The sequence below is a fragment of the Pedobacter aquatilis genome, from assembly GCF_032678405.1.
Lineage (GTDB): Bacteria > Bacteroidota > Bacteroidia > Sphingobacteriales > Sphingobacteriaceae > Pedobacter > Pedobacter aquatilis_A.
Genome location: NZ_JAVTSJ010000001.1, coordinates 909196 through 931665 on the forward strand (window position 1 = coordinate 909196; position 22470 = coordinate 931665).

General features: G+C 38.3%; 12 protein-coding genes. 1 reads left to right on the forward strand and 11 read right to left on the reverse strand.

The genetic code is table 11. The features are described from left to right. Genes R2R71_RS03755 through R2R71_RS03765 form a run of 3 tightly spaced genes read right to left on the reverse strand, consistent with a single transcriptional unit; the run spans position 1 to position 5500 of the window. A complete protein-coding gene (locus R2R71_RS03755) occupies positions 1-3138 on the reverse strand; it encodes a TonB-dependent receptor (protein ID WP_316829908.1) in 3138 nt (1045 codons plus the stop codon). Positions 3139-3172: 34 nt separating this feature from the next. Next, positions 3173-3853 carry a DUF3826 domain-containing protein gene (locus tag R2R71_RS03760; protein ID WP_316829909.1) on the reverse strand — a complete coding sequence of 227 codons (681 nt, stop codon included), beginning with the start codon at positions 3851-3853 and terminating at the stop codon, positions 3173-3175. Positions 3854-3877: 24 nt separating this feature from the next. Further along, positions 3878-5500: a fucose isomerase gene (locus tag R2R71_RS03765; RefSeq protein WP_316829910.1), complete on the reverse strand. Its 1623-nt coding sequence runs from the start codon at positions 5498-5500 to the stop codon at positions 3878-3880. Between the two features lie 228 nt (positions 5501-5728). Here R2R71_RS03765 and R2R71_RS03770 point away from each other — a divergent pair, with 228 nt between their 5' ends. Continuing rightward, the gene (locus tag R2R71_RS03770; RefSeq protein ID WP_316829911.1) at positions 5729-6598 is read left to right on the forward strand and encodes an AraC family transcriptional regulator; all 870 of its coding nucleotides are present in this window, start codon (positions 5729-5731) and stop codon (positions 6596-6598) included. Here R2R71_RS03770 and R2R71_RS03775 read toward each other — a convergent pair. From R2R71_RS03775 to R2R71_RS03810, 8 genes are all read right to left on the reverse strand, one after another. Further along, complete coding sequence (locus tag R2R71_RS03775; RefSeq protein WP_316829912.1) at positions 6595-7296, reverse strand: hypothetical protein; 702 nt, start codon at positions 7294-7296, stop codon at positions 6595-6597. The two genes, R2R71_RS03770 and R2R71_RS03775, sit on opposite strands and share 4 nt — an antisense overlap. Positions 7297-7449: 153 nt before the next feature. Beyond that, complete coding sequence (locus R2R71_RS03780) at positions 7450-8382, reverse strand: dihydrodipicolinate synthase family protein (protein WP_316829913.1); 933 nt, start codon at positions 8380-8382, stop codon at positions 7450-7452. 58 nt (positions 8383-8440) lie between these two features. After that, positions 8441-10009, reverse strand: coding sequence for a sodium:solute symporter (locus R2R71_RS03785; protein WP_316829914.1), 1569 nt, complete (start codon positions 10007-10009; stop codon positions 8441-8443). A gap of 98 nt (positions 10010-10107) precedes the next feature. Further along, positions 10108-13584, reverse strand: coding sequence for a malectin domain-containing carbohydrate-binding protein (locus tag R2R71_RS03790; protein ID WP_316829915.1), 3477 nt, complete (start codon positions 13582-13584; stop codon positions 10108-10110). 23 nt (positions 13585-13607) lie between these two features. Further along, a complete protein-coding gene (locus R2R71_RS03795) occupies positions 13608-16442 on the reverse strand; it encodes a glycosyl hydrolase family 95 catalytic domain-containing protein (protein ID WP_316829916.1) in 2835 nt (944 codons plus the stop codon). 16 nt (positions 16443-16458) lie between these two features. Beyond that, complete coding sequence (locus R2R71_RS03800; RefSeq protein WP_316829917.1) at positions 16459-18081, reverse strand: glycoside hydrolase family 28 protein; 1623 nt, start codon at positions 18079-18081, stop codon at positions 16459-16461. Between the two features lie 4 nt (positions 18082-18085). After that, positions 18086-19609: an MGH1-like glycoside hydrolase domain-containing protein gene (locus tag R2R71_RS03805; RefSeq protein ID WP_316829918.1), complete on the reverse strand. Its 1524-nt coding sequence runs from the start codon at positions 19607-19609 to the stop codon at positions 18086-18088. A gap of 23 nt (positions 19610-19632) precedes the next feature. Continuing rightward, positions 19633-22383, reverse strand: coding sequence for a hypothetical protein (locus R2R71_RS03810; RefSeq protein ID WP_316829919.1), 2751 nt, complete (start codon positions 22381-22383; stop codon positions 19633-19635). Positions 22384-22470 lie beyond the last annotated feature (87 nt).

A 22470-nucleotide genomic window follows, 5' to 3' on the forward strand; every position in this document is an offset into this window, starting at 1 on the left:
TTACAGGCTTACATTCAATCCAACAGAAATAGTCCTGAGTGTTGGATAATCGTATATTGTTGAGGAATAAGGATCTTTATAATCCAGCGGATTAATAATTGTCCATAAATTATTTCCGGCCAGCACCAACCTCGAATCGCTCAGTCCAAGCTTGCTAAGCAGCATTTTCGGTAATCTGTAAGCAAGCGTCATGTTATTGATTCGAATCATCGTGCCGCTACGTGCCCAGAAGGTTGAGTTCCATCCCGCTGCAATAGAAGGATCATCATACCTTGGAAATTCGGCATTCGTATTTTCAGGTGTCCAGTGGTCTCTCCAGTAAGCAGGCACATTTACTGTAGTACTTGCAGGAGCTTTCGACTTCGCATCAAAGAAAACTTTACCACCAAACCTGGTAACGAAGTTTGTGTTCAGTACAAACGATTTGTATGTTAGCCCTACATTAAATCCAAAGCCAAAACCATTCGTTTTCTTGAACATCAGGGTCTGATCTTTTTCAGTGATCTTACCGTCGCCATTGATATCTTCATAATACAACCAGCCCACCTGTGGAACCTGACCATTGATCGTATAAGTTGGATTTTTATTTAAGAATTCATCAACCTCAGCCTGTGTGCGCAGCATACCTTTCGAAATCAACCCAAAGTTAGATGAGTTGTAAACATTGGGATTAGTGCCAAACTGATATTTCAAGTCAGGATAAGTGATATCCCATAACTGGAACTGATTATAGAACATCCGGTCGATACGGCTATTACCAAAACCAAACATCACATCGGTTGAAATACCCCAATCTTTACCGATTTTAGTTTTGTAACCTAATGAAATTTCATGTCCCCAGGCTGTTCTTTGCTGATAGTTTACAATAGGCGCTTCAAATCCTGCGTACATTGGGAAATTTTCATTATTTCCTTTATCAAACATATCGTATGAATAGCGATGATAAAATTCGTAGGTAATATTTAACCTGTTGTTGAATAATGAAGCATCTAAACCAAGGTTCATCGTCCTGGCTTTTTCCCAGGTAATATCCGGATTAGGTAAAATTGATGGATTCAGGCCTCCATATAGCGTTTCATTATAAGAATAGCCATTAGGATCAACTTTGTAACGCGATTGCCACAACCGTGCATCAACACGGCTTTCACCAACTAATCCGTAATTTGCCCTTACCTTTAAATTACTAACAAATCTGACATTATCTTTAAAGAAATTTTCCTGACTGATTACCCATCCTAAACCAATACTCGGAAACAAGCCCCATCGGTTACCAGGTGCAAAATTCGATGAAGCATCCCAGCGTGCAATGGCTTCTAAAAGATATTTTTTATCATAATCATAGTTAAAACGGCTTATATAGGAACGCTGAACAGATTCGCCAAACGTATTTTCCTGCATGGTAAACGTAGATTGGTCAAAGCCCCAATACTGATCAATGTTGGGAAGTACCTGATTTCTCCAGTAAACGGTTAATGATTCACTATTTCCCTCCGATTGATCGAAAGCTGCCATGGCCGATACAGAATGTTTTCCAAAAGTACGGCTGTAGTTTAAGGAACCAATAGCCTGATAACTCGATTCGGTAGTGGTGCCTTTAAGCAATAAAGTATTCGCCACACCTACCGCTGTAGTAGAATTAAGTAACTCGTTTGTATAAAGTAACCCATTCTGTCCGGTCATTTTAAAATTGTAAACAGTATACGGCGGAACATATTGACCACTATTGCCTCCCCTGTTATTTTTTCCAAAGCGTACACTAGCTGTTAAACCTTTAATAAATGTTGGGCTATAATTGATAGCGGCATTGATATTCAGTCCCTGTGATTTAGTAAAAATATTATTGCCTGAATTGATAACCGCTAGTGGATTGGTGTTGTTGTTATAATTTACAGGCTTACCGTCAATCTGAATAGGTACCCACATAGGTGTAGTAATCAGTTGCTGAAAAAACGCCTGATCATTTTCTCCACCATTTTTATAGGTATCGCTATTTTTTTTGTTGAAATCAAAGTTCAGTGTAACGTCTGCAGTTAATCCAGGCAAAATTTTAGCATTCATTCCCGAACGAAAAGCATATTTATTATAAGTGATACCGCCGTAATTGCCTGTTTCATTGTAATAGTTTCCACCCGCAAAAAATGTTATGGTTTCCGAACCTCCAGATACATTGATATTATGCCGCTGTGTTGTAGCGGCCTTCCATAACTCATCAAACCAGCTTTTATTAGGGTTATTTTTCAACACCTCCAGATCGGCATCTGAAAATAAGGTTGAAGTAGCGGCATTTTTAATTTTGTTAGCATCATTGAGCAGTGTCGCGTGTTCGTAGGCACTAAGCATCTTCACATCGCTGGTATTATCCTGAACACCCAAATAGCCTGTGTAACTGATTTTTGGCTTACCAGTCTTTCCTCTTTTGGTAGTAACCAACACTACACCTTTTGCTCCCGATGCACCATATATGGCAGCAGATGCATCTTTTAGAAAGGAGATATCCTCAACCATAGAAACGTCGATGTTATCGAATTCATCTCTCGACACCGTGATACCATCGATAACATAAAGAGGCTCCGAGGTTACACCGTATAGCTGCGATTGTTCTGATGCGGTAGAATTCCGGATATTTAAGGTGATGGATGAGCCAGGTTTACCCGAAACAGTATTGACGCCAACCCCCTGAATTTTATTCCGCAATGCACCTGCTATGTTTGGAGCAGGAATATCCTGTATCTCTTCTGCCTTTATGTTTGCAACAGACCCTAAAATTTCGGACCTCTTTTTAACACCATACCCTACTACCACAACAGCATCATTATCCAGACTTCGTGAATCTTCTGCAAGGTCTATCTGAATGGTAAGCTTTCCTTGTAGAGCCACCACCTGCCTGACATAACCAACGTATGAAAATACAAGTTCATCGGCATTTGGATCGGCATAAAGGGCAAATTCCCCCTTGTCATTTGTGCTCACATTGTTGGTTTTACCTCTTATACCAACGCTAACCCCTGGGATGGGTTGCCCGTCTTTTTTGTCTACTACTTTACCCCTGATCTGTTTTTGCTGTGCAAAAGCGACTGTTGAGGCAAAGAGTAGCCATAGCAGTGCCCATGAGGCCCTGCTCAAAATTTTAATCTTCATAATAGTTTATTTGGTTAGTTACTGTATTTTCTGATTAGTTATTGGTTTCAGCTTTCGCCTTTCGCCGCTTCTCCCATTCTATCCCTTCCTTCTTCAAATCATAGCCAGCAGCTGACAAATAGTTATTGATACGCCCTTTGTATTTACCGAACCAGGCATGTTTTTTATCTGATGATTCAGCATCAATTGCATGTTCCCTGGCCTCAGTTAGCCACACCAGAATTTGCGCTTTCTGCGCATCGGTAAGTGTTAGTATTTCTTCCTGATAGGCCTTATAAGTTAATGGTAAAACATTATAGGTCATTCCGTTTTTTACCCCTTCAATCTGCTCAGTAGTTAATTGCGCAGAAAGTTTGCCAATGTATTTTTTATGGAGCTTTGCCAAAGCCATTTCCGTATTGCGGTTTTCTTTTGCGATGGCGGTATCCCTAACTGCTTTATCGTCTTTATTCTTTTCTTTAATAGCTTTCAGATTAGCATCGCGAACAGTGTAAATATCATTCAGATTACTGTACTGATCCCTGATTATATTTCTAACCTTTTCGGTTTTAGCCGCATCGGTTAAACCAATCACTGCCACAATTTTATCGGCACGTTCGGTTATAATTTTCACATACTTAGCTTTATCTTCCTCCGAAACTGCATTTTGCTGTGCAAAAACCTCGGAAATACCTGAGAGCATTAAAAACAAAACAAGAACTGGTACTTTCATCATTTATATATTTTAAATTTTATTATTTTACTTAATTAAATGTACATCGCCACAAAAATGAACTTTTAAGCCCAATTCATCTAAAGCAGCTGCTTTTATTCTGCAGGCTTCGTGTGCACTTGCCTCGTAATTAGTGTAAACTACGTGAATGTGATTTGCCTTATGCCTCGCCATCAACTGGTTCCGGCTTACTCCCTTTAAAACTGCATGCATAATTGGCCATTCCGGGGTAGTGCTTTTCCAACGCCTGTTTGTTTCTTCTTCCGGTAAAGCTACAACTTCGCCAACCCCTAAATCGCAATGTAATTCGTTGTCTGCTATATAAACCCGACTCCAGACAATAAAACCGGGTTTACTTATACCTTTTAATGTACCTCCACCGAGGCGAAAATACATCGGTGGCTGCCTGTCGCTACTTGCACCTTCATAGCCCCCTATAAAATGAGCTGCCGGTGCAGCACCTGAAATCAGGAAAAGCCACACAAAATCATCAATTTCGCCTCCTTTATAATGTTCTCCCCAACGGATATCATGTAAAGTATTTTCGCCGGTCATTCCAAGTTCCTTCCATAAATGATAGGTGAGCATAGCGTCTAGTCCGGCGCACTCATCCACTTCGTTAAAATGTGGTAGCGCCTGGTTTGCATATAATTCTTTACCTGTTTTTGAGAAAGCAGGTGGACGATTTTCATTATTTAATAAACCTTCAACCAAATCGCTGGCTACAGTTAAATCTTTTAAGCCTTGCTGGTATTGGATACCAATAGTATCGCAGCTAAAATTATCTGCAATACGCAAAGCAGCGATGTACATTTTACATTGCTGCAAGGTTTGTGCTTTTGTTAATTCTGTAGTTTCATCAGTACCCCAGTTAAAAGTCATTCCCTTATTCAGCAGCCAGCTTAAAACCGCCTCTGCTTCATTATCGGTTACATCGAGCATTTCGGCATATAAAGCCGACTGGCTTAGTCTTTCTTTGAAAAAACCTGTTTGATGCAAGAGTTCATCAGGAATAATTGCATTATACATACCCATGCAACCTTCATCAAAAACACCCATAATCACTTTGCGTTCTTTTAATGTTCTGGCAAAAGTTCTTCCTTTATTTTCATCAGCCAATGGGATTTTAGATAAACTATAGCTATTAACATGGCTTTGACTGTGACTGATTTTTGATGTAGTTAACCATTCCTGAAGTCCGGTGGTAAAAAATTCGTCGGTAAAATCCTCACTCCATAAAGTACTGTATTTTACACCCGCTTTAGTTAAACAGCCATTAAGATTAAGCATACCAACCAGTCCGGGCCATTGTCCGCTCCAGTTCGCTACAGTTAAAATTGGCCCCTGATGTGTTGTTAACCCTGCAAAAACATGATGTGAGTATTGCCATACGCTTTCGGCAACGATTAGGGGTAGTTTTGGATCGATATTGCGAAAGATATCCATTCCCATTCTTTGCGAATCGATAAAACCATGCTTTTTTGTTGAATCATAAGCATGTGCCCGCTTAACTTTACAGCCAAATTTTTCAATTGCAGCTGTTAATTTAACCTCCATTTCAAGCTGTGCAGCCCAGCAATTCTGATTAGCGGAAAGCCTTAAATCTCCGCTTGAAACCAATAAAATTTCGTTCTGTTTTTCAGGCCTCATAATTCATTCATAAACAAATTATTCATATTAAAATAATTTGCCGGGTTATATTTTGGTTATCACCTTGATGGTTATATACAAAACTCTACAATCAGAATTGTTATTTACTAATACTTTTTAGCAAATTTATGTAGGATATTATCACATTATAAGCTAACTTTAATTCTTAAAGCTTATGATGTGCAAAACATTATATTGCTGGATTTAACCAAATATCCCTACAAATTAATGAAACCTCATTTTCACAAAGTTCCTGTTACACTTCAAAGTTCTTTTAGCATACGTCATGATATTAAACCAGATTTTGGCAACATCTGGCATTACCATCCTGAGCTAGAATTACACTATGTGATCAAAGGTGAAGGTGTACGTTTTATTGGTGACAATATCAGTAATTTTGTGCCTGATGAACTGATTCTGCTTGGCGAAAACCTCCCCCACACCTGGCGTTGCAAGGATGAATATTTTCAGGGCAATCCGGATTTGAATACCGAGGCCATGGTTGTTCACTTTTTACCCGACTGCCTGGGTAAATATCTGATTAATTTACCTGAAGCCTACCTGATTCCTAAATTATTTGAGAAGGCTAAAAGCGGTATGATTATAAAGGGCGATGCAAAAGAAAAACTGATTGATTTAATGAGGGAAGCTGTAGATGCCACAAACCTCGATAGGGTAATTATCCTGCTTTCGATTTTAAAAACACTTGCCGAAACAGATGAATACGAAACCATTGTTACGAGCAAAAATACATTTTATCAATCCAACGAATCGGAGACTTTACGCATTAATAAAATTTGCACCTATACATTAAGCAATTACAAAAAAGATATTAAACTTGAAGAAGTTGCTAATCTGAGCAACCTGAGTGTAACTTCATTTTGCCGGTATTTTAAGCTAATGACTAAAAAAACCTATTACGATTTTCTGATTGAAATAAGGGTTAGCCATGCATGCCGGTTCCTGATTGAGAACAAATTGCCTACAGAAGTAATTTGTTTTGATTGCGGTTTTAATAACGTATCGAATTTTTACCGTCATTTTAAAAAAGTAACGGGAATGACACCACTTGATTATAAACGAAAGTATCTGAATTAGTTCTTTTTTCTTTTTTGAATCAATAAACCCAAACCAAGCCGTGTTAATACGCGATTACGCGTATAGGCCTTAAGTTTAAAATTGCCTTCTAAGAAATTTGTAAAGTCATTTTCGCCTAAAATATCCCTAAAAGAAGATGCGTCCATTTGAAAAAGTTCCATCCTATGTTTAATAGATTCAATCAGATTCGCTTCCGGAAAAATTAGCTCGTTACGCTCATAGTGATCGATTTTAAAAATCAATATCATTAATCTGCGATATTCAGGAGATCCGGGCCGGGCGCCGAATAATGAAATAGCTTCATTTAAATAAAATTCATATTCTTCGAACGATTCGAAATCGATTAATTCCGATGGTTTTATATCGAAATTAAAACTTGTTATTTTATCACTTAATTCAGAGCTGTAGGTTGGAGTTGAATTGTCAGGTTTTATTTTTTTTATAACATTTACCTTTCCTGTTAGAACAACCGTTTTAGTTTCCAACTTTTCACCAAGAACATCTCGAAAATATCTTTCCCGCTCCTCATTTTCTTTTCTTCGTTTTTCTTCTTCTTCAAAAATAGTTCCTATCCAGGTTATCAACTGAGTTTTTGCGGGATGATTCGTTTCAAATTCAATACAATATTTGTTATCAGTACTTGCAGACCCTCTACCATTTGGACTGCCAAGGCCTATCGTTCTATCGCCAGAAAACATTAAATCAGGTTTTGATTCAAAATGTTTTAGCCAAAGAGCAAGTGATACCCTCGATTCAGGGTGTTCATTAATATAGTTTAATATTTTATTTTTTGAAATGAGAAACATTGCGTGATAATTTAGACCTTAAGCGTTTCCCAATATATCGATTTATCAGATATAAACCTGAATATTTAAATCATGTCTCAGCGCTGTGTAATCATTAAATAATTTTTCAACGTCTTTAATAACACCAGGTGTAAAATTACCTACGTTTCTCCTCGTAAAAGTAGAGATATCCAATCCTCTCTTCTGAAGGAAGTATTTCGAAACTATTGGATAAACATTATGCATTACATCCATATTATCAATTAAAAACTGTTGCACGATATTTACTTCTTCAGCAGCAAAGGGATCGTTATAATGATCACATAACCAAACGATTAATTCAGGAAAATAATTCCCCTGAATACAGGATAAGCCTGCTGAACCAGCTTTTAAAGATTCTACAGCATGAACAATATAAGCATCATATAATCCAAAATTCTGCCCATTGGTAAGCCTTAACTTTTCCCTGATCTGGGCTAAATTAAGTGAAGTATCTTTATGGTAAATTACCCGGCCGGTTGATACAAACTCACTCAGTTGTTGTGGTTTTAAAACACGTTTATATGGAACCGGACACTCGTAAAAGCCTATGGGAATATCGCCGGTTTGGGTTAACAATTCAAAAACACGATCGTTAAAAACCTCATCAGATTCATTTTCTGCAGCCAGCAAACCTGTTATTGCGATAACTGCTTCTACGCCGGTATCGCTAACTTTTTTCACAAAATCTGCCTGACTGGAAATTGCACCGCCAAATGTTCCGGTGGCCACTACGGGCACTGCGCCATCAACAACTTTTATAACATGTTTAATGGCATCAATACGCTCTTTATCCGTTAATTCGAACATTTCGCTGGATAAACAGTTGGCAAATAAGCCAGAAGAACCCGCCTGAAGGTAAATCTCCGTGAGTTGAGTAAGCGCTGTATAATCGATATTTCCATTGCCTAAAAAAGGCGTGAGCATAACCGGGATGAACCCTTTTTGTGAGTTTTCCATTTTATTAATTCGATATGTTTCCTATTATATTTTTATTCTGAAAGGATTAAAAAAAATCCTAATCTGAAGATTTTAAGCTCCTGTTTTTAATTTTAGTTAGACCAATGCCTGTTAAAAAGATGGTTAGTGTACCAACAACGATAATCATATTTTTATGCAAAGGATTTCTCAGCATTTCAAATTGTGGTGGCAATAATGCTGAAAAAGTCATCCATATAATTACGAGGATTCCGATCATTGTAGCAATGATAGCCTCGTGGTTTTTTGTCTGTCGGCTGGCAAGTCCCAATAGAAAAAGTCCCAACATACCTGCAGCGAAAATCCCTGATAACTCCCACCAAACATCAAGTATGCTCTTAACACCAATCATGGCAATCCCGGCAAGCATTCCAAGTAGCCCAAAAGCTACGGTAGCAATATGCAGAAGCGATAAATTTTCTTTCTCAGTAATGCCTGGTCTGATATAACGTTTATAGATATCGACTGAAAAAACCGTTGCAGAAGCATTCATTCCTGAACTGATGGTACTCATTGCTGCTGAAAGAATTGCTGAAACAATTAATCCCACTAATCCTACGGGAATTTTAGTCACCATAAAATGGGGCATAATTTTATCGCCATAATCTGCAGGTTTTAAGCTATTTTCTACTTTCAGAATTTCAGCTGCTGATGAATGGATTGGCAACCGCTCTATTGCGACCTGGTGTTTTACCGACTGAACCAAATCGGGATTAACATCATAATAGGCATACAGGCAAGATCCTATAATAAAAAACAACAAGGAAGCAGGAATATACAACCAAACACAAAGCCATATTGATTTAGATGCCGCCTTACCAGATGATGCCGTATGATACCGCTGGATATAGTTTTGATCCATCCCGAAATTGTTAAGATTGATAAAAAACCCATACAACAATACCACCCAAAATGAGGAACCCACAAAATCAGGTTTGAAAGTACCCAGACTAAATTTTCCTGCAGATTGGCCTATCGATACAATTTTTGAAATACCTCCCGGCATGTTGGTAAAAATCAGGTACAGAATTAACAAAGCTCCAAAGGTTTTTATAATTGCCTGCACAACCTCCGTCCAGATAACAGCTTCTATACCACCTAAAACGGTGTAGAATATAATGCAGATCCCCATAACAATCATAATTACCTGCATTGAATAACCCGTTAAAGCCTGCAAGCTCAGTGCTATTCCGAAAAAAATAGAGCCCATTCTGGCAAGCTGAGTTAACAAAAAGCAAACAACTGCATAAACTCTGGCCCATGACCCAAAGCGCTTTTCCAGGTGGGTGTATGCCGATATTTCACCCGTACTCCTGTAAAAAGGCACGAAGTATTTCGAGGCAATCCATGCCGCTAAAGGCATCGATATACTGAAAACAAATGCATTCCAGTTACCACCAAAAGCTTTTCCTGGCACACCTAAAAATGTATTGCTGCTTAAAAATGTCGCATAAATTGATAAACCTATTGCCCATCCGGGAATGAGGCCCGAAGCTTTTGTAAATTGCTCGGAATTTTTATTTTTTCGCGAAAAATAAACGCCAACTAATATCATTCCAACAAGATAGATGAAGATTACAGCAAGATCGAATACAGGTAGACCCTTCATTATCAGTTGGCTCGTTTATTAATTTGGTTAAAGCAAATATGCATTACTATGTTTTGTTATTAATATAAGATTTTAACTATATATTGTACCATCTTATCTTATTGAACATCAAGCCCATCAATATATAAACCTTTAGTTTGAATAGTTGTTATTCTGAGTTTATAGCTTCCTGCATTAATCATCGTTCCGGAACTGGTACTGTAATAGTTCCATTTGCCTTCTTTTGTAGGCGCAAATTCTGCTTTTTCAGTTTTCATGAGCGTACCATCGGCAGCTAAAAAATCGATTTTACCAATTAAAGGCTTATCCATTGGGTTATGATATTTCAAAGTAAGTGAATAAGTATCGGCAACACCAACACCAATAGAAAATTCAAGAGCAGCTTCAGAATCGTTTAAAAGTATCCTTTGCTTTCCAATGAAATCCTTTTTAATTGCGTTTCCATTTAACAAACCGTCAGTAGCTTTGTAAGTGGTAACCGTTTTTAAATCGTAAGCTGGCGCTAATTCACTAGGTGGAATTAAGGCTACAAATGAAAAGTTTTCACCTAAATCAACCCGGCTTCCCTTGATAAATCTTTTTCGGTAAACTTTGAATTTGTTAAAGTTGCTGTTTTCAATGAAAGTTTTAGTGTCTTCAAAACCCTTAAGGTTCGTCGAATCGATGTTTTCACTGGCGATAAAAACATCAGCTTCTTCATTAACTGTAAAATTAAACCCGGCATGTTTAGCAGGCATTTGTACCCATTCTGCACCATATAAATTTGGTGGCAAGGAAGTAAATACAATAGCCTTATCTAAAAACTGCTGGTCGCCAATGTCTAACCAGCTCGAAAGACTAAATTCATTTTTAACGGAAAGTTTTGCAATGGTATTGCTTTTTGGATCGACCTTTAGCTTTTTGTCTAAGCTGGCAACTGCAATTGCAGAAATAACCGCCTGACCAACTTTTACATTTGGAAATGAGACAACCATTCTTCCTTTCTTAACAAAAACCCTCACAGTTTTTTTCAGGAGCGAGTTGGTTCCGACTTCCTTCCAGATATCCAAATCTTTTAAAACCAGCTGATTGTTGATGGCAACATCAAATAGCCTCATTTTTTCGGCATTTATTCCTCCACCTATCCCTAACCAGGGTTCGATAAAATATAATTCTACTAAATACTCGCCATCTTCGGGTATAGTAAAATCAAAACTTAACTGATCTCGCCCATACCTGAAAGATTGAAACAATTTCCAATCATTTGTTCCCTTAACAGGCGAAAAAGTTCTTCGCTGGCTGGCAAAAAAAGCAGGCACCCCAGGAAATTGAGAAGTCCAGGAAGAAGAGCCGTAGTTGTATTGATCAATTTCCTGATCCTTTAACCAGACATTCCCATATTCATCTTTGTACTCGGCACCACCACAGTTTAAACGGTATAGGTAATTGTAATTCTTTTCCGGTTTTAAACTAACAGTATTCGTAATCAGCTTGTTTAAATGAGGTGCCTTGGGTAAACTATTCAGAACAACATAATCTTTTGCTACTGCTTGCCCGTTAACATAACCTATTGCATAAAGCACATTGTATTTGATGTCGGGTTTATCCCACTGAAAATGTGTCCCGGTTTTTCCACGTATTTTTTTACCCAGCGATTCGCCGTCAACATCATTAAACAATTCCACTTCATCACAATTAGAATAGACGACTATACTATCTTTTATGCCAGGTTTAGACCAGCGATTTGGCCAGGTGTGCGAAACAATATAGGCCATTGGTTCCGTTTGTTTGGGTGCATAATTTGCCCTGAACATATAATAAACATCAGTAGGTTCTTCCCAGGGCGTAAACATGCCTTTATAATTTACCGGCCCAATGCGGTCCAGGTCCCTTAATCCTTCACCTCCCTGAACACGGCCTGGATTATCATGAGAACTGTATAGCCAGAAAAAGTGTCCGGCAGTTTTATCCTTAACCACATCGGCCAGACGAACTTTCGTTTCCATTAAATCAGTCATTGCGTTCTCTGTGTAGCCTTTTTCTCCAGCATTTAAATGATGTAAATCTAAAGTTCTCCAGGCGCCATACTCTCCAACTAAAACTTGTCGTTCCAGATCGTCTCCATAAGTTAAAGGATTTCCGCCATAAGTACCTGTCCAGTTTTGCGGCACGTCCCAATCAGTTCCCTTACCGCCATTACATGTGGTAACTTTTCTTTGCGAGGACGCTGTAGGATCTAATTTTCTGATTAAGGCTGTACATTCTCTCGCAAAATCTTCGGGTAAAGTACTTTCGTTTTCAAGTCCCCATAAAACAACCGCCGGGCTATTCCTCCGCTCCTTTACCCAATCAGTTAAAAGTGCCTTAAAATTATTTCTAAATTCAGGTGTATCGTACCAGATATGCGCTGCCATTTGTGTCCAGCATAATACGCCTAACTTATCCCAGTAGCTATTATACAAAAGATTATGAGGTTGATGGGCATCGCGAAAAGCATTAAAACCTGCAGCTTTAATTTGTCGTACCCGCGAATAAATCTGTTCATTTGAAAAAGCATGGCTTTGGCCTAGCAGGTGTTCATATTCAGCTATTCCATTTATAAAGACGGGTTTTCCGTTTAGTAAAAATTGTTTCTGATTAACGTTATCGCCTATTGGCCAGCTTACCCATCGGATTCCGTAAGGCGTTTTTACTTCATCAACCACTTTTCCACTTTCAATAATCGTTGTTTTTAAGGTGTAGAGATAGGGATTTTCCAAAGACCACAACCTGGGGTTTCGTAACTCATCTGTTTTTTGTGATTTTGTAACTTCTGCCCCGGCCGTGAGATTGGCCAACTGCCTCAGTTCTTTAACGATTCTATTTGAACTATCTAAAAGTTGTGTAATAACCGTTAATGATTTCGTCTTTTCACCATAATTTTTCAGGGTAGTTTCGATATTTAAAACAGCTGCTCTATCAGAAATCTTGTTATCATTCCAGATGTGTATCCCAAATGGCTGTATTTTTGCCTCGTTCGTTACTATTAAATGTACTGGCCTGAAAATCCCAATGGGTTGAGAACCCTCAGAAAAACCCCTTTCAGTTGAACATCCACCATCAACCCAGGGCAAATCCTGAATATTGGCAGGATGATCGGCCCTTACCGCCAAAATATTATCCTGATTCTTTAGCTTTATCTCTGCGGTAACATCAAGTGTAAAAGTTGTTCTTCCACCAGCATGATAGCCTACCTTTTTGCCATTAAGCCAAACGGTAGCATAAGAACCAACACCTTCGAAATACAGAAAAAATCTTTTGCCTTGTTTTACCTCATTGCTCTTAAAAGTCTTCCGATACCAGGCGTAGCCATGTTTGTTACCGTGAAGTTTTCGCTGATAGCCTTCATACTGATCCCAGTTATGTGGTACATTTACGGTTTTCCATTGAGCAGTTTTATACGCAGCATTTTGAAAACCATTGTAGCCATTAATATCCTTTTCATCAGCAATACTGTGCCAGCCCGAATTTAAGGAGATATCTTTTCTGATCTGGGCCGAAAGCTTACAGGAAATAAAGGAGCTGATGAGTAGAAAGCATAGAACTTTAACTTTCAAACGGGTGAACTTTTCATTTATCATCATAACAACTTCAAGTCACTGTTCAAATTATAAGTTCCGCCAGCTTTTGTATCAAGGTTAATTTTTTGATTTTTATATACAATTCTGCACAAACCGCCTGCTTTCGATTTAACTTTTAAGCCAGTTAACTTTCCGTCATTCCAGTTTACATCCAGCTCATAAGCACCTCTCACACATAAACCTTTAATTTCGCCGAAAGGTAATGCTGTTGGCAATGCAGGTAATATATCCAAATAACCTTCATGACTTTGAACGATCATCTCAGCTATTCCTGCAGCACCACCAAAATTTCCATCAATCTGAAATGGAGGGTGTGCATCAAACAAGTTAACATACGATCCTGAGCCATTTCCGGCAGGTTTTATTAACATTTTAATGAGCTTCATGGCATGATCGCCATCTTTAAATCTCGCCCAGAAATTAATCTTCCAGGCCAGGCTCCAGCCTGTAGCATCATCGCCCCGGTATAACAACGATTGCCTAGCAGCTTCCATTACTTTTTTATTGCTATCCCAGGTGATGTCATCGCCAGGAAAAACACCCCATAAATGCGACACATGCCTATGCTTATTGGTCGTATCATCCTTATCTTCCAGCCATTCCTGTAACTGACCGAACTTCCCGATTTGATTTGGTGCAATTTCCTTTATCTTTTCTTTTAACGATTCAGCAAAAGCATCATCTTTGGCTAAAACTTTTGCAGCTTCAACACAATTTCTAAAGAGTGTTCTGATGATTTGATGATCCATAGTTGGCCCGGCAACTAAACCACCATTTTCTGGCGAATTGGATGGTGTGCTGATCAGCCACCCGGTTTTCGGGTCTTTCACCAGAAAATCCTCAAAAAACAATGCAGCTTCTTTCATTAAGGGATAGGCCTCGGTTTCCAGAAACTTTTTATCCTTTGTGTAGAGGTAATGTTCCCACAAATGCTGACTTAACCAGGCCCCGCCGGTAACCCAGATACCATGATTCGATGCATTAATCGGGGCTGTTCCGTTCCATAAATCAGTATTATGGTGTAAAACCCATCCCCTTGCGTTATAGTAAGCTTTTGCAGTTTCCTTACCGGTAACCGATAAACCTTCAATCTTTTTAAACAGTGGATTATTTAAGGCTGAAAGGTTAAGAATTTCTGCCGGCCAGTAATTCATTTCCAGATTGATATTGGTAGTATATTTACTTCCCCAAGGCGGGGTTAACAAATCGTTCCAAATGCCCTGAAGATTTGCAGGCTGGGTTCCGGGCCTGGAGCTTGAGATTAACAAATACCTGCCATATTGCATATAAAGCCCTGCAAAAGCGGCATCGTTTGCATTTGCAAATTTTTCTAGTCTTTCATCTGTTGGAAGTTTTTCATTTTCTGAATGACCAAAATTTACGTCGAAAGTATTGAAGTAGCTTTGATATTCTTTGATGTGTCTGGCTTTTATTGTTTCATAAGATAATCCCTTTATGGCCAGCTGACGAGCTGAATTTTTAGCTTTTGGATTACCTGAAACATTAGCGGCATTTAAAAAGTTCGTTGCCGCAGTGAGACAAAATGTTACTTCATCAGCTGCATTAACGATAATTTTGTTGTTTACTACCTGAACCGAACCATTTTTAGTTTTTACACTTAACCAGCTCTCTCCTTTTAAAGCACCATCTTTAACCTGAACGTATAAGGCAATGGCGTGAGCACTTAAAGTTTTCACATCAAATTTCTGATGGACACTTGATAATATCGCATCTAAATTTAAACTACCACGCTTAGCAGTTTTTAAATGAATAAAGAGTGCCTGGTTGGGTTCACTGATAAAATATTCTCTTTCAAAGTTTACCCCATTCAGTGTATAGGTAGTTTTTGAAATTGCTGTCCTTAAATCAAGAGAACGTTTATAATTGGTAATTTTCCCCTTTACCGATTTAAAGTTCAACATTAAATCGCCAAATGGCTGATAACTTGCCTGATACTGCGGCACTGCGGGTGGATTATCATCCTGAATTTTATATTTCCATAACTTAACAAGCGAAATACCTTTTGATACATCAGCACCTTGAGGGTAAATACCAATAGGTTTTGAAGTGTCTTTATAACCAGCAAGACCACCTTTATCGTAATAATTTAAAACCTGAATGGCTATACTATTCTGGCCGGCTTTAATTAACCTGGCAGGAATAACATACTTTCTTGGTTCTGCATTATCTGTATTACCTACCAGTGTACCGTTGATATAGGTAAAGTCCTGGTCGCGGATTCGGTTTAAATCCAATATTAAATCTTTGCCTAACCAGTTTTCGGGTACATTAAAAGTTGTTCTTAGCCAAACTGCACCGTCAAAGTTCGCGAGTCCAACGGCTTCCCAGCCTTCGTATGATGGCATTTTTATGGTTTTCCAGGTTTTATCATCGAATTTTTCCAATGCCGGATTTCCTGTGATCCCTTTTCCGGCCTGTATATCTTTCACCCATTTAGCCCTGTCTCCGGTTTCACTTTGTAAACCCATAAACTCAGCCTGCGCAAGGTTTTCGGCTTCTTTTTGTTTACCTTCTGAAAGCAACTTTCTGATTTGTGGCAAATATGCTGATGCACCTTGTTTATTGTAGTTGCGTGGTTTTCCAGTCCATAATGTTTCTTCATTAAACTGAATATGGTCAGACGCAACTCCGCCAAAAACCATTGCACCTAAGCTACCATTTCCCAAAGGCAGTGCATCCGTCCATTTTTCGGCAGGCTTATTATACCAAAGTGTTAAATTGTTCTGAGCAGCAGCACAAAAACTAATGAAAATCAGCACTGCAAAGCAGCCGAACTTTTCATTTAAAAAAGATTTCAAAATTTTATTAGCCATTACATGAATGAGTAAGTTATTGCCCTTTATCTCCAGATATTACATTTATCGAATCTGTAACCTCTTTCTCTTTTACCACTGCATTTTTTACATTCTTAAAGTTATTGTTTCCAATAGAAATACTTTTGGTTTTCGCTCCGCTAAGTTTTAGATATGTTTCCGTTCCACTAACAGGAAAAGCATTGTACAAAAAAACATCGCTAACATTTTTTAAATCGATAACCGCTGATTTATCATTGGGTGTATAGGTTTTAACATTATCAATGGTTAGGCTATTTACATTCGAAGCCGATAAAGCAGAGCCTAATGTTGTATTAACCTGAACATTGTGAAATTCAATTTTATTGGAATTGCCAATACTAAAACCCGTTTTAGCGTCTACATTGATATCATTAAAAGTAATGTTCTCGATAGGCATTTCTTCCAGTCCGTTTAAATATGCAGCCTGATTTACTTCACCAGTTATATTGCTGAAATGAATATTCCGGAATTTCGGGGTTCGTTCAGAAACAGGCTCCGGATTCGTTTTAGCGTATTGCATATCGAGTACAATTGCCTGTTGGCCAATGTTTTTCATGATAATATTACTTACCCTGATTTCCTCAACAACACCGCCACGGCCTCTTGCGGTTTTAATTCTGATTCCTCGGTCGGTTCCATCAAATACACAATTGGATATGGTAATTTTCCTGACATCGCCCGACATTTCACTGCCGATAACCACACCACCATGACCTGATAACATGGTGCAATTTGTTATGGTATAATTTTCAGCAGGTATTCCCATTTTACGGCCAGGTGCATCTTTTCCGGATTTTATGGTTATGCAATCATCGCCAACACTGATATGGCAATCGGAAATATGCACATTTTTGCACGATTCAGGATTAATTCCATCGGTATTTGGCGAATGTGGATTATTTATGGTAACAGCGTGAACTTTCACGTTTTCGCAAAACTCGGGGTTTATTGTCCAGAATGGAGAATTTCTTATGGTAATTCCTTCGATAATGATGTTTTTACAAAACATAGGCTGTATAAATGGCGGGCGCAGAAAGCCACGTTTCATCTGCTTTGCATCATCAGGCAGGATAATATCCTTATTTAACTCATCAAATTTATTTTGCCATTTAGAACGTGCTTGCCCTTCTTTATATCCTTCAACAAAATCCCACCACTTTTTACCATGTCCATCAATCAAGCCTCTTCCTGTTATGGAAATATTTTCAGCTTTATAAGCATAGAAAAGTGGTGAGAACGAAGTAACATCAACACCTTCATACCTCGATTTCACCATGGGTAAATAATCATCAAAATTATCGCTAAAGTGAAGTTCAGCTCCGGCATCAATAAATATGGTAATGTTACTTTTTAAATGAATGGGCCCCGTTAAGTATTTTCCGGCAGGAAAATAAACAGTACCTCCACCTGCTTTTGATGCAGCATCAATCGCATTTTTAATCGCTGTTGTGGCAATTTTACTGCTATCATTTTTTGCGCCATATTTCAAAACGTTGTAAAACGACTGGGCATTTGCAACTGAAAACGCGAAGAACACAAAAGTAAACAGCAATGCTTTTAATAAATGGGTGTAATATTTCATTAAGGTATTTCTTTTAATCGTTGTAGAAGCAGCCATTTAATTAAAGTTTAATTTTTACAGGCTTTAAATCGCTATTTCTATAAATTTCTTTTCCATTAGCATAGATAAAGAAACCTTTACCCTTTTTATATTTTGCTCCGGTTTTATCCCACATTAAAGTTATTGTTTTATTGTGGTAAGAAATGTTATCAAGGGTAAACCAATCCCATTTTCCTTTTGGAATTAGCGGATAAATTTCGAGTATGTTATCTATTCGAGGTTTCAGACCGATTAAATCGCTGATAATTAAATCGCAGAAGGTAGAGTGGTTATAGAAACTGCTTCTGGGATTATCGCCCTTTAGCCATTCGCCATTTTTTTCATCCTGATATTCACCTATATAAGGCTTTCCATTTTTTTGATGGGAAAGTGCATATTTATGTAATTCATCATAGAAAACATCAGCAGTCATTTTGCCGTGCTTTTTATAATTGGTTAATAGATTTGATAGGCCTTTTAATGTTTGTGATGAAGCAAAAGGCCATAAAGCACCATCCCATTCACAGCTATGTCCCGAACCTCTTGTCCTGAAGGTAGGATTTCTCCTTTCAGCCGTAGTTAAACCCCATGGTGCATTAAAACCTGCTGTATCTAAAAGTTGATCCCATGCTTTTGCATAATTATCCTGATCATCAGGCAAATTAAAATCCCAGGGTGTAAAACCGATGGCTTCACGAACATTGGCAAGACCTTTTTTTGCAAGTTTAGTTTCGAAAAACGATGAGGTAGCATTCCACAAACTATCCTGAACCAGTTTTTTTAACGTCAGGGCTTTTTGCTCGTACTTCTGTTTTATTGTTTCTTCTTTAAGTAAACCGGCAATAGTGGCTAAAGCTCTTGCATTGCCAAACATATAACTGTTAATGGTTGGCCGGCTGTTCTCATCCTTTCTTGAACCGCTAATGGATTCTTCCATGCCATCTTTAACATCGTGCTGCCAGAACAAACCACTTTTAAGCTGTCTTTCCTTTTCCCATTTTTCATAATCGGTATTAAGTGCCGGTAATATACTTTTTAAAAAACCAGCATCGGGTTTAACCATATAATTAGCCAGTACGGCATCGTCTACCCAGCTGCTAAACTGATGAAAACGTGGTTTGGTTTGGCCAACATCAGCCTTATATAACCAGAAATTAATGTATTCTTTGAGGTACTCGTTATTTTTAAGCCAACGACCTTCGTATATATGATGCCCGAGCGCACAGCTGATTGAGTTGTACTTGCCAGCATGCTTTACGGGCTCTATAAACTCGGTAAAGATGAAACCTTCAGGTGTTTTAACCAGGTGCTTACGGTACGACCACCAGCGATAGTAATAATTTTTCTCGATTACTTCATCAGGGCAATCCAGCAAAGGGATATTTTCGGACAACCAATTGTAGGATTGCGCATTGGGAACAAAGTTTTTGACTGCTTCGGTATCAATTGAGTTAAAATATTCGACATAATTTTTCAGTTTCGCTTTAAGCGGAACTGTTTTTTGTTGTGCAAAACCTGTTGCAGTAACAAACAGGCAAATTGCCATTATTAAATTTTTCTTATTCCCCATTATTCAAATAACCAATCAATATCTTTTCCATGTCCGTCTAAACCAGCGTTAAAAATCCGTAAGGTTTGTTTATCATCAATAAATCCCAAAAGCAAGCAGGCACCTTTACCTAATGTTAAAGTATGCGTACCGGCAGGAAAGGAATACGCATGAACATTTACAGGTTCATAACCATTTACAACCAGTGCATTTGAAATTTTAATCTCCGATTGCCCGTAATTATTGGCACTCGCATCTATTTCGAGTTGTGGCGGCAACAGTGTTTTACCATCCATCTGTTTAAAATAACCTACCAATAACTTAACCGGGTTTTTAGTGCTGAATTTAATTTCGGTTCCCTTTTTAATCTGATTTTCTTTAGATAACCTGAAGCCGTTAAGACCAGTAAGTTCTGTTGTAATTTCTTTAATCTGATTTGTAGTATCCGTAAAAACCTTTGCATTTTTTTCGAGTGGATAAAGCTCCATATTGCCCGACAGTAGCTTTACATCAGCATTTTTATAAGGAATTATTTTTGCAGATGCAGTACCATTTAACGACTTTAACGAATCGATACTATGCTTAAAATGACTCAATTCGTTAGTAAAAACAGGCAGCATTTCTTTCCAATGAATAAATGTTTTATCTACACCACGCATTGGTATTTTTCTTTGCTTTGTTTGCATGCTGTTGGCATATAGGTATTCATTTTCGGTTAGCATGGTTAGCTTTTGATAGAAATCCAGGCTCTTTTGTAAAAACGGCAATGCTTTATCCAAATCTTCAACGTTATTCGAATATTTATACCTCAACACCCAAAGTGCGGCCTTAACCTTTTCGGCATAAGCATTGGCGAGTGCATCATAACAATACATATCATTTTTTAACCGCCTGAACTCGGCTGTATCCTTTTTAACCGCCGGCGAGGCTTCGTTAATTGATGCCACAGCTTTCTTTCCATGTTCAATTACTTCATTTGCAATCTGAACAGGAGTTTCACCAACGTGCCCCTGCTTTTTCCATTCTTTCTCTGCATAATCAATAATCATTTCGCCTTCAGGCGCTTCCGATTCATACATTAAAGTGAACAAGCCATAGCGGAAAGGATTAATTAGCTGCGTCATTAACATTCCCAACGTTAAGGTCTGCCTGTTACCATCGGTAATACCATATCTTCTCAGCAGTTTCGGTGCAATTTCTCCCGACTCTTCATAGGCATTTAATATGGCTTTACCGGCAGCTAAATCAGTTCCGTACTTATCTGCCAATTCATTACCCCAATAATTTATTTCAGTTTTTCGGTCTCTTTGGCTATTCCACGAGTAACGGGCCCATTCTTTATACCAAATCCAGTCCCTGTCAATCTGCAGTTCGCGGGTTTTAGTTTTGTCAGCTGTGTAAGGCCAATCCCAATAACTAGCCTGTGGGTATAAATGAAGCCCCTTCGCACCATAAATCCTGTTCATTGCCTGCACTGATTTTTGGATGAAATCTGCAGAACCATACCTAAAAGGTTCGAGATTTGCCAGAATGTGAACATTGGAAATATTCATCGTTCCAATTGAAGCAAGCTTTCTATTCAGTTCGGCCCATGCACCCCTTGGCTCATAGGTAGTAAGTGCTTCTCCGTTAAATTTATTCTCGGTATAAAGATTCTTGTAAAGTGGCAATGCTGCTTTCATAACTGCCGGGGCGTCCGTATCATGTGCCCGCAGCACGATAGGCGGTTCATTCTTTATACCCGCAGCTTTCAAACCATCTTTTACGCCAGGGATAATTGTTTTTGTAAACCAATCAATATCATCTTGTCCTACACCTTCCATGGCTTCGCCGAGGGCAACCATCAAACCTACATTCGGATATTTCTCTACAAAAGCCGCAATAGATTTCTGAGTATAATCGGCAATAATCGGAATGATTGGCCGGTTTCTATCCTGCGTTTTCAATCCATGTTTATCCGCAAAAGGCTTAGGAATAATAATGTTGTAAAACATTTGTATCACCCAAATCCCCCTCTTATCGGCTTCAGTGGTCAAAAACCTGAAAATTTGTTCGTTCTTTTTAAAAGTGGCGTCATCAACTTCAATTGCGTATGGGTATTCCTTGAGCTTCACAAGCGATGAAAAAGGATGACCATTCCAGAGGTAAAGCGAGTTATAACGGTTTTCAACCATCATATCCAGGTATTTTATCCACAGTTGTTTATCGTAGAGCCATGGAAATGTTTCGGGTGTATAAGGATATTCGTATACATCATGTCCAGGTAAATAATCAGTTTTCTGTAAGCCAATACAAGTTCCCCTCATAACCATTTCCGGATGGTCAGTCAATTCAATTTTCGACGGAATATCACCAGTTTTTTTAAGTTGTTCAATAAGTTCTAAACAACCATATAATGTACCGGAAGCATCAAATCCAATTACATATAAATTACCGTCAGTTCCGTAAGAAATAACAAAACCCTCCTTACCGGCTCCCTGGACTTTCTTCTTAATTACTCCGGGAAGATTGTGAGAAATAAAGGAGTTATTCAGTTCGCCTATTAAAACGGCATGCTTTTCTTTGAAGGAAGCCTTATTAGTTATTTTTTTTAACGAAGATTGATAACCGGCTTTCTTCAAAGCGTTCAGAAATTTGGCTGTTCCAAAATTAATCCTGGCGTTATCAGTAGAAATAATTATCGTTTTAACCTTTTCAGCTTTTTTAATCGATGCCATTGAAACCAATGGAAAAAGTAACGCACAGGAAACAAAAATTAGAAAATTTCTCATTCAATCAGTTGGTGACATAAACCTCTTTTTAAAAGGTTTAATTTTACATTTGGTTAAAATTTTATTTAAATATAAAGATATTATTCA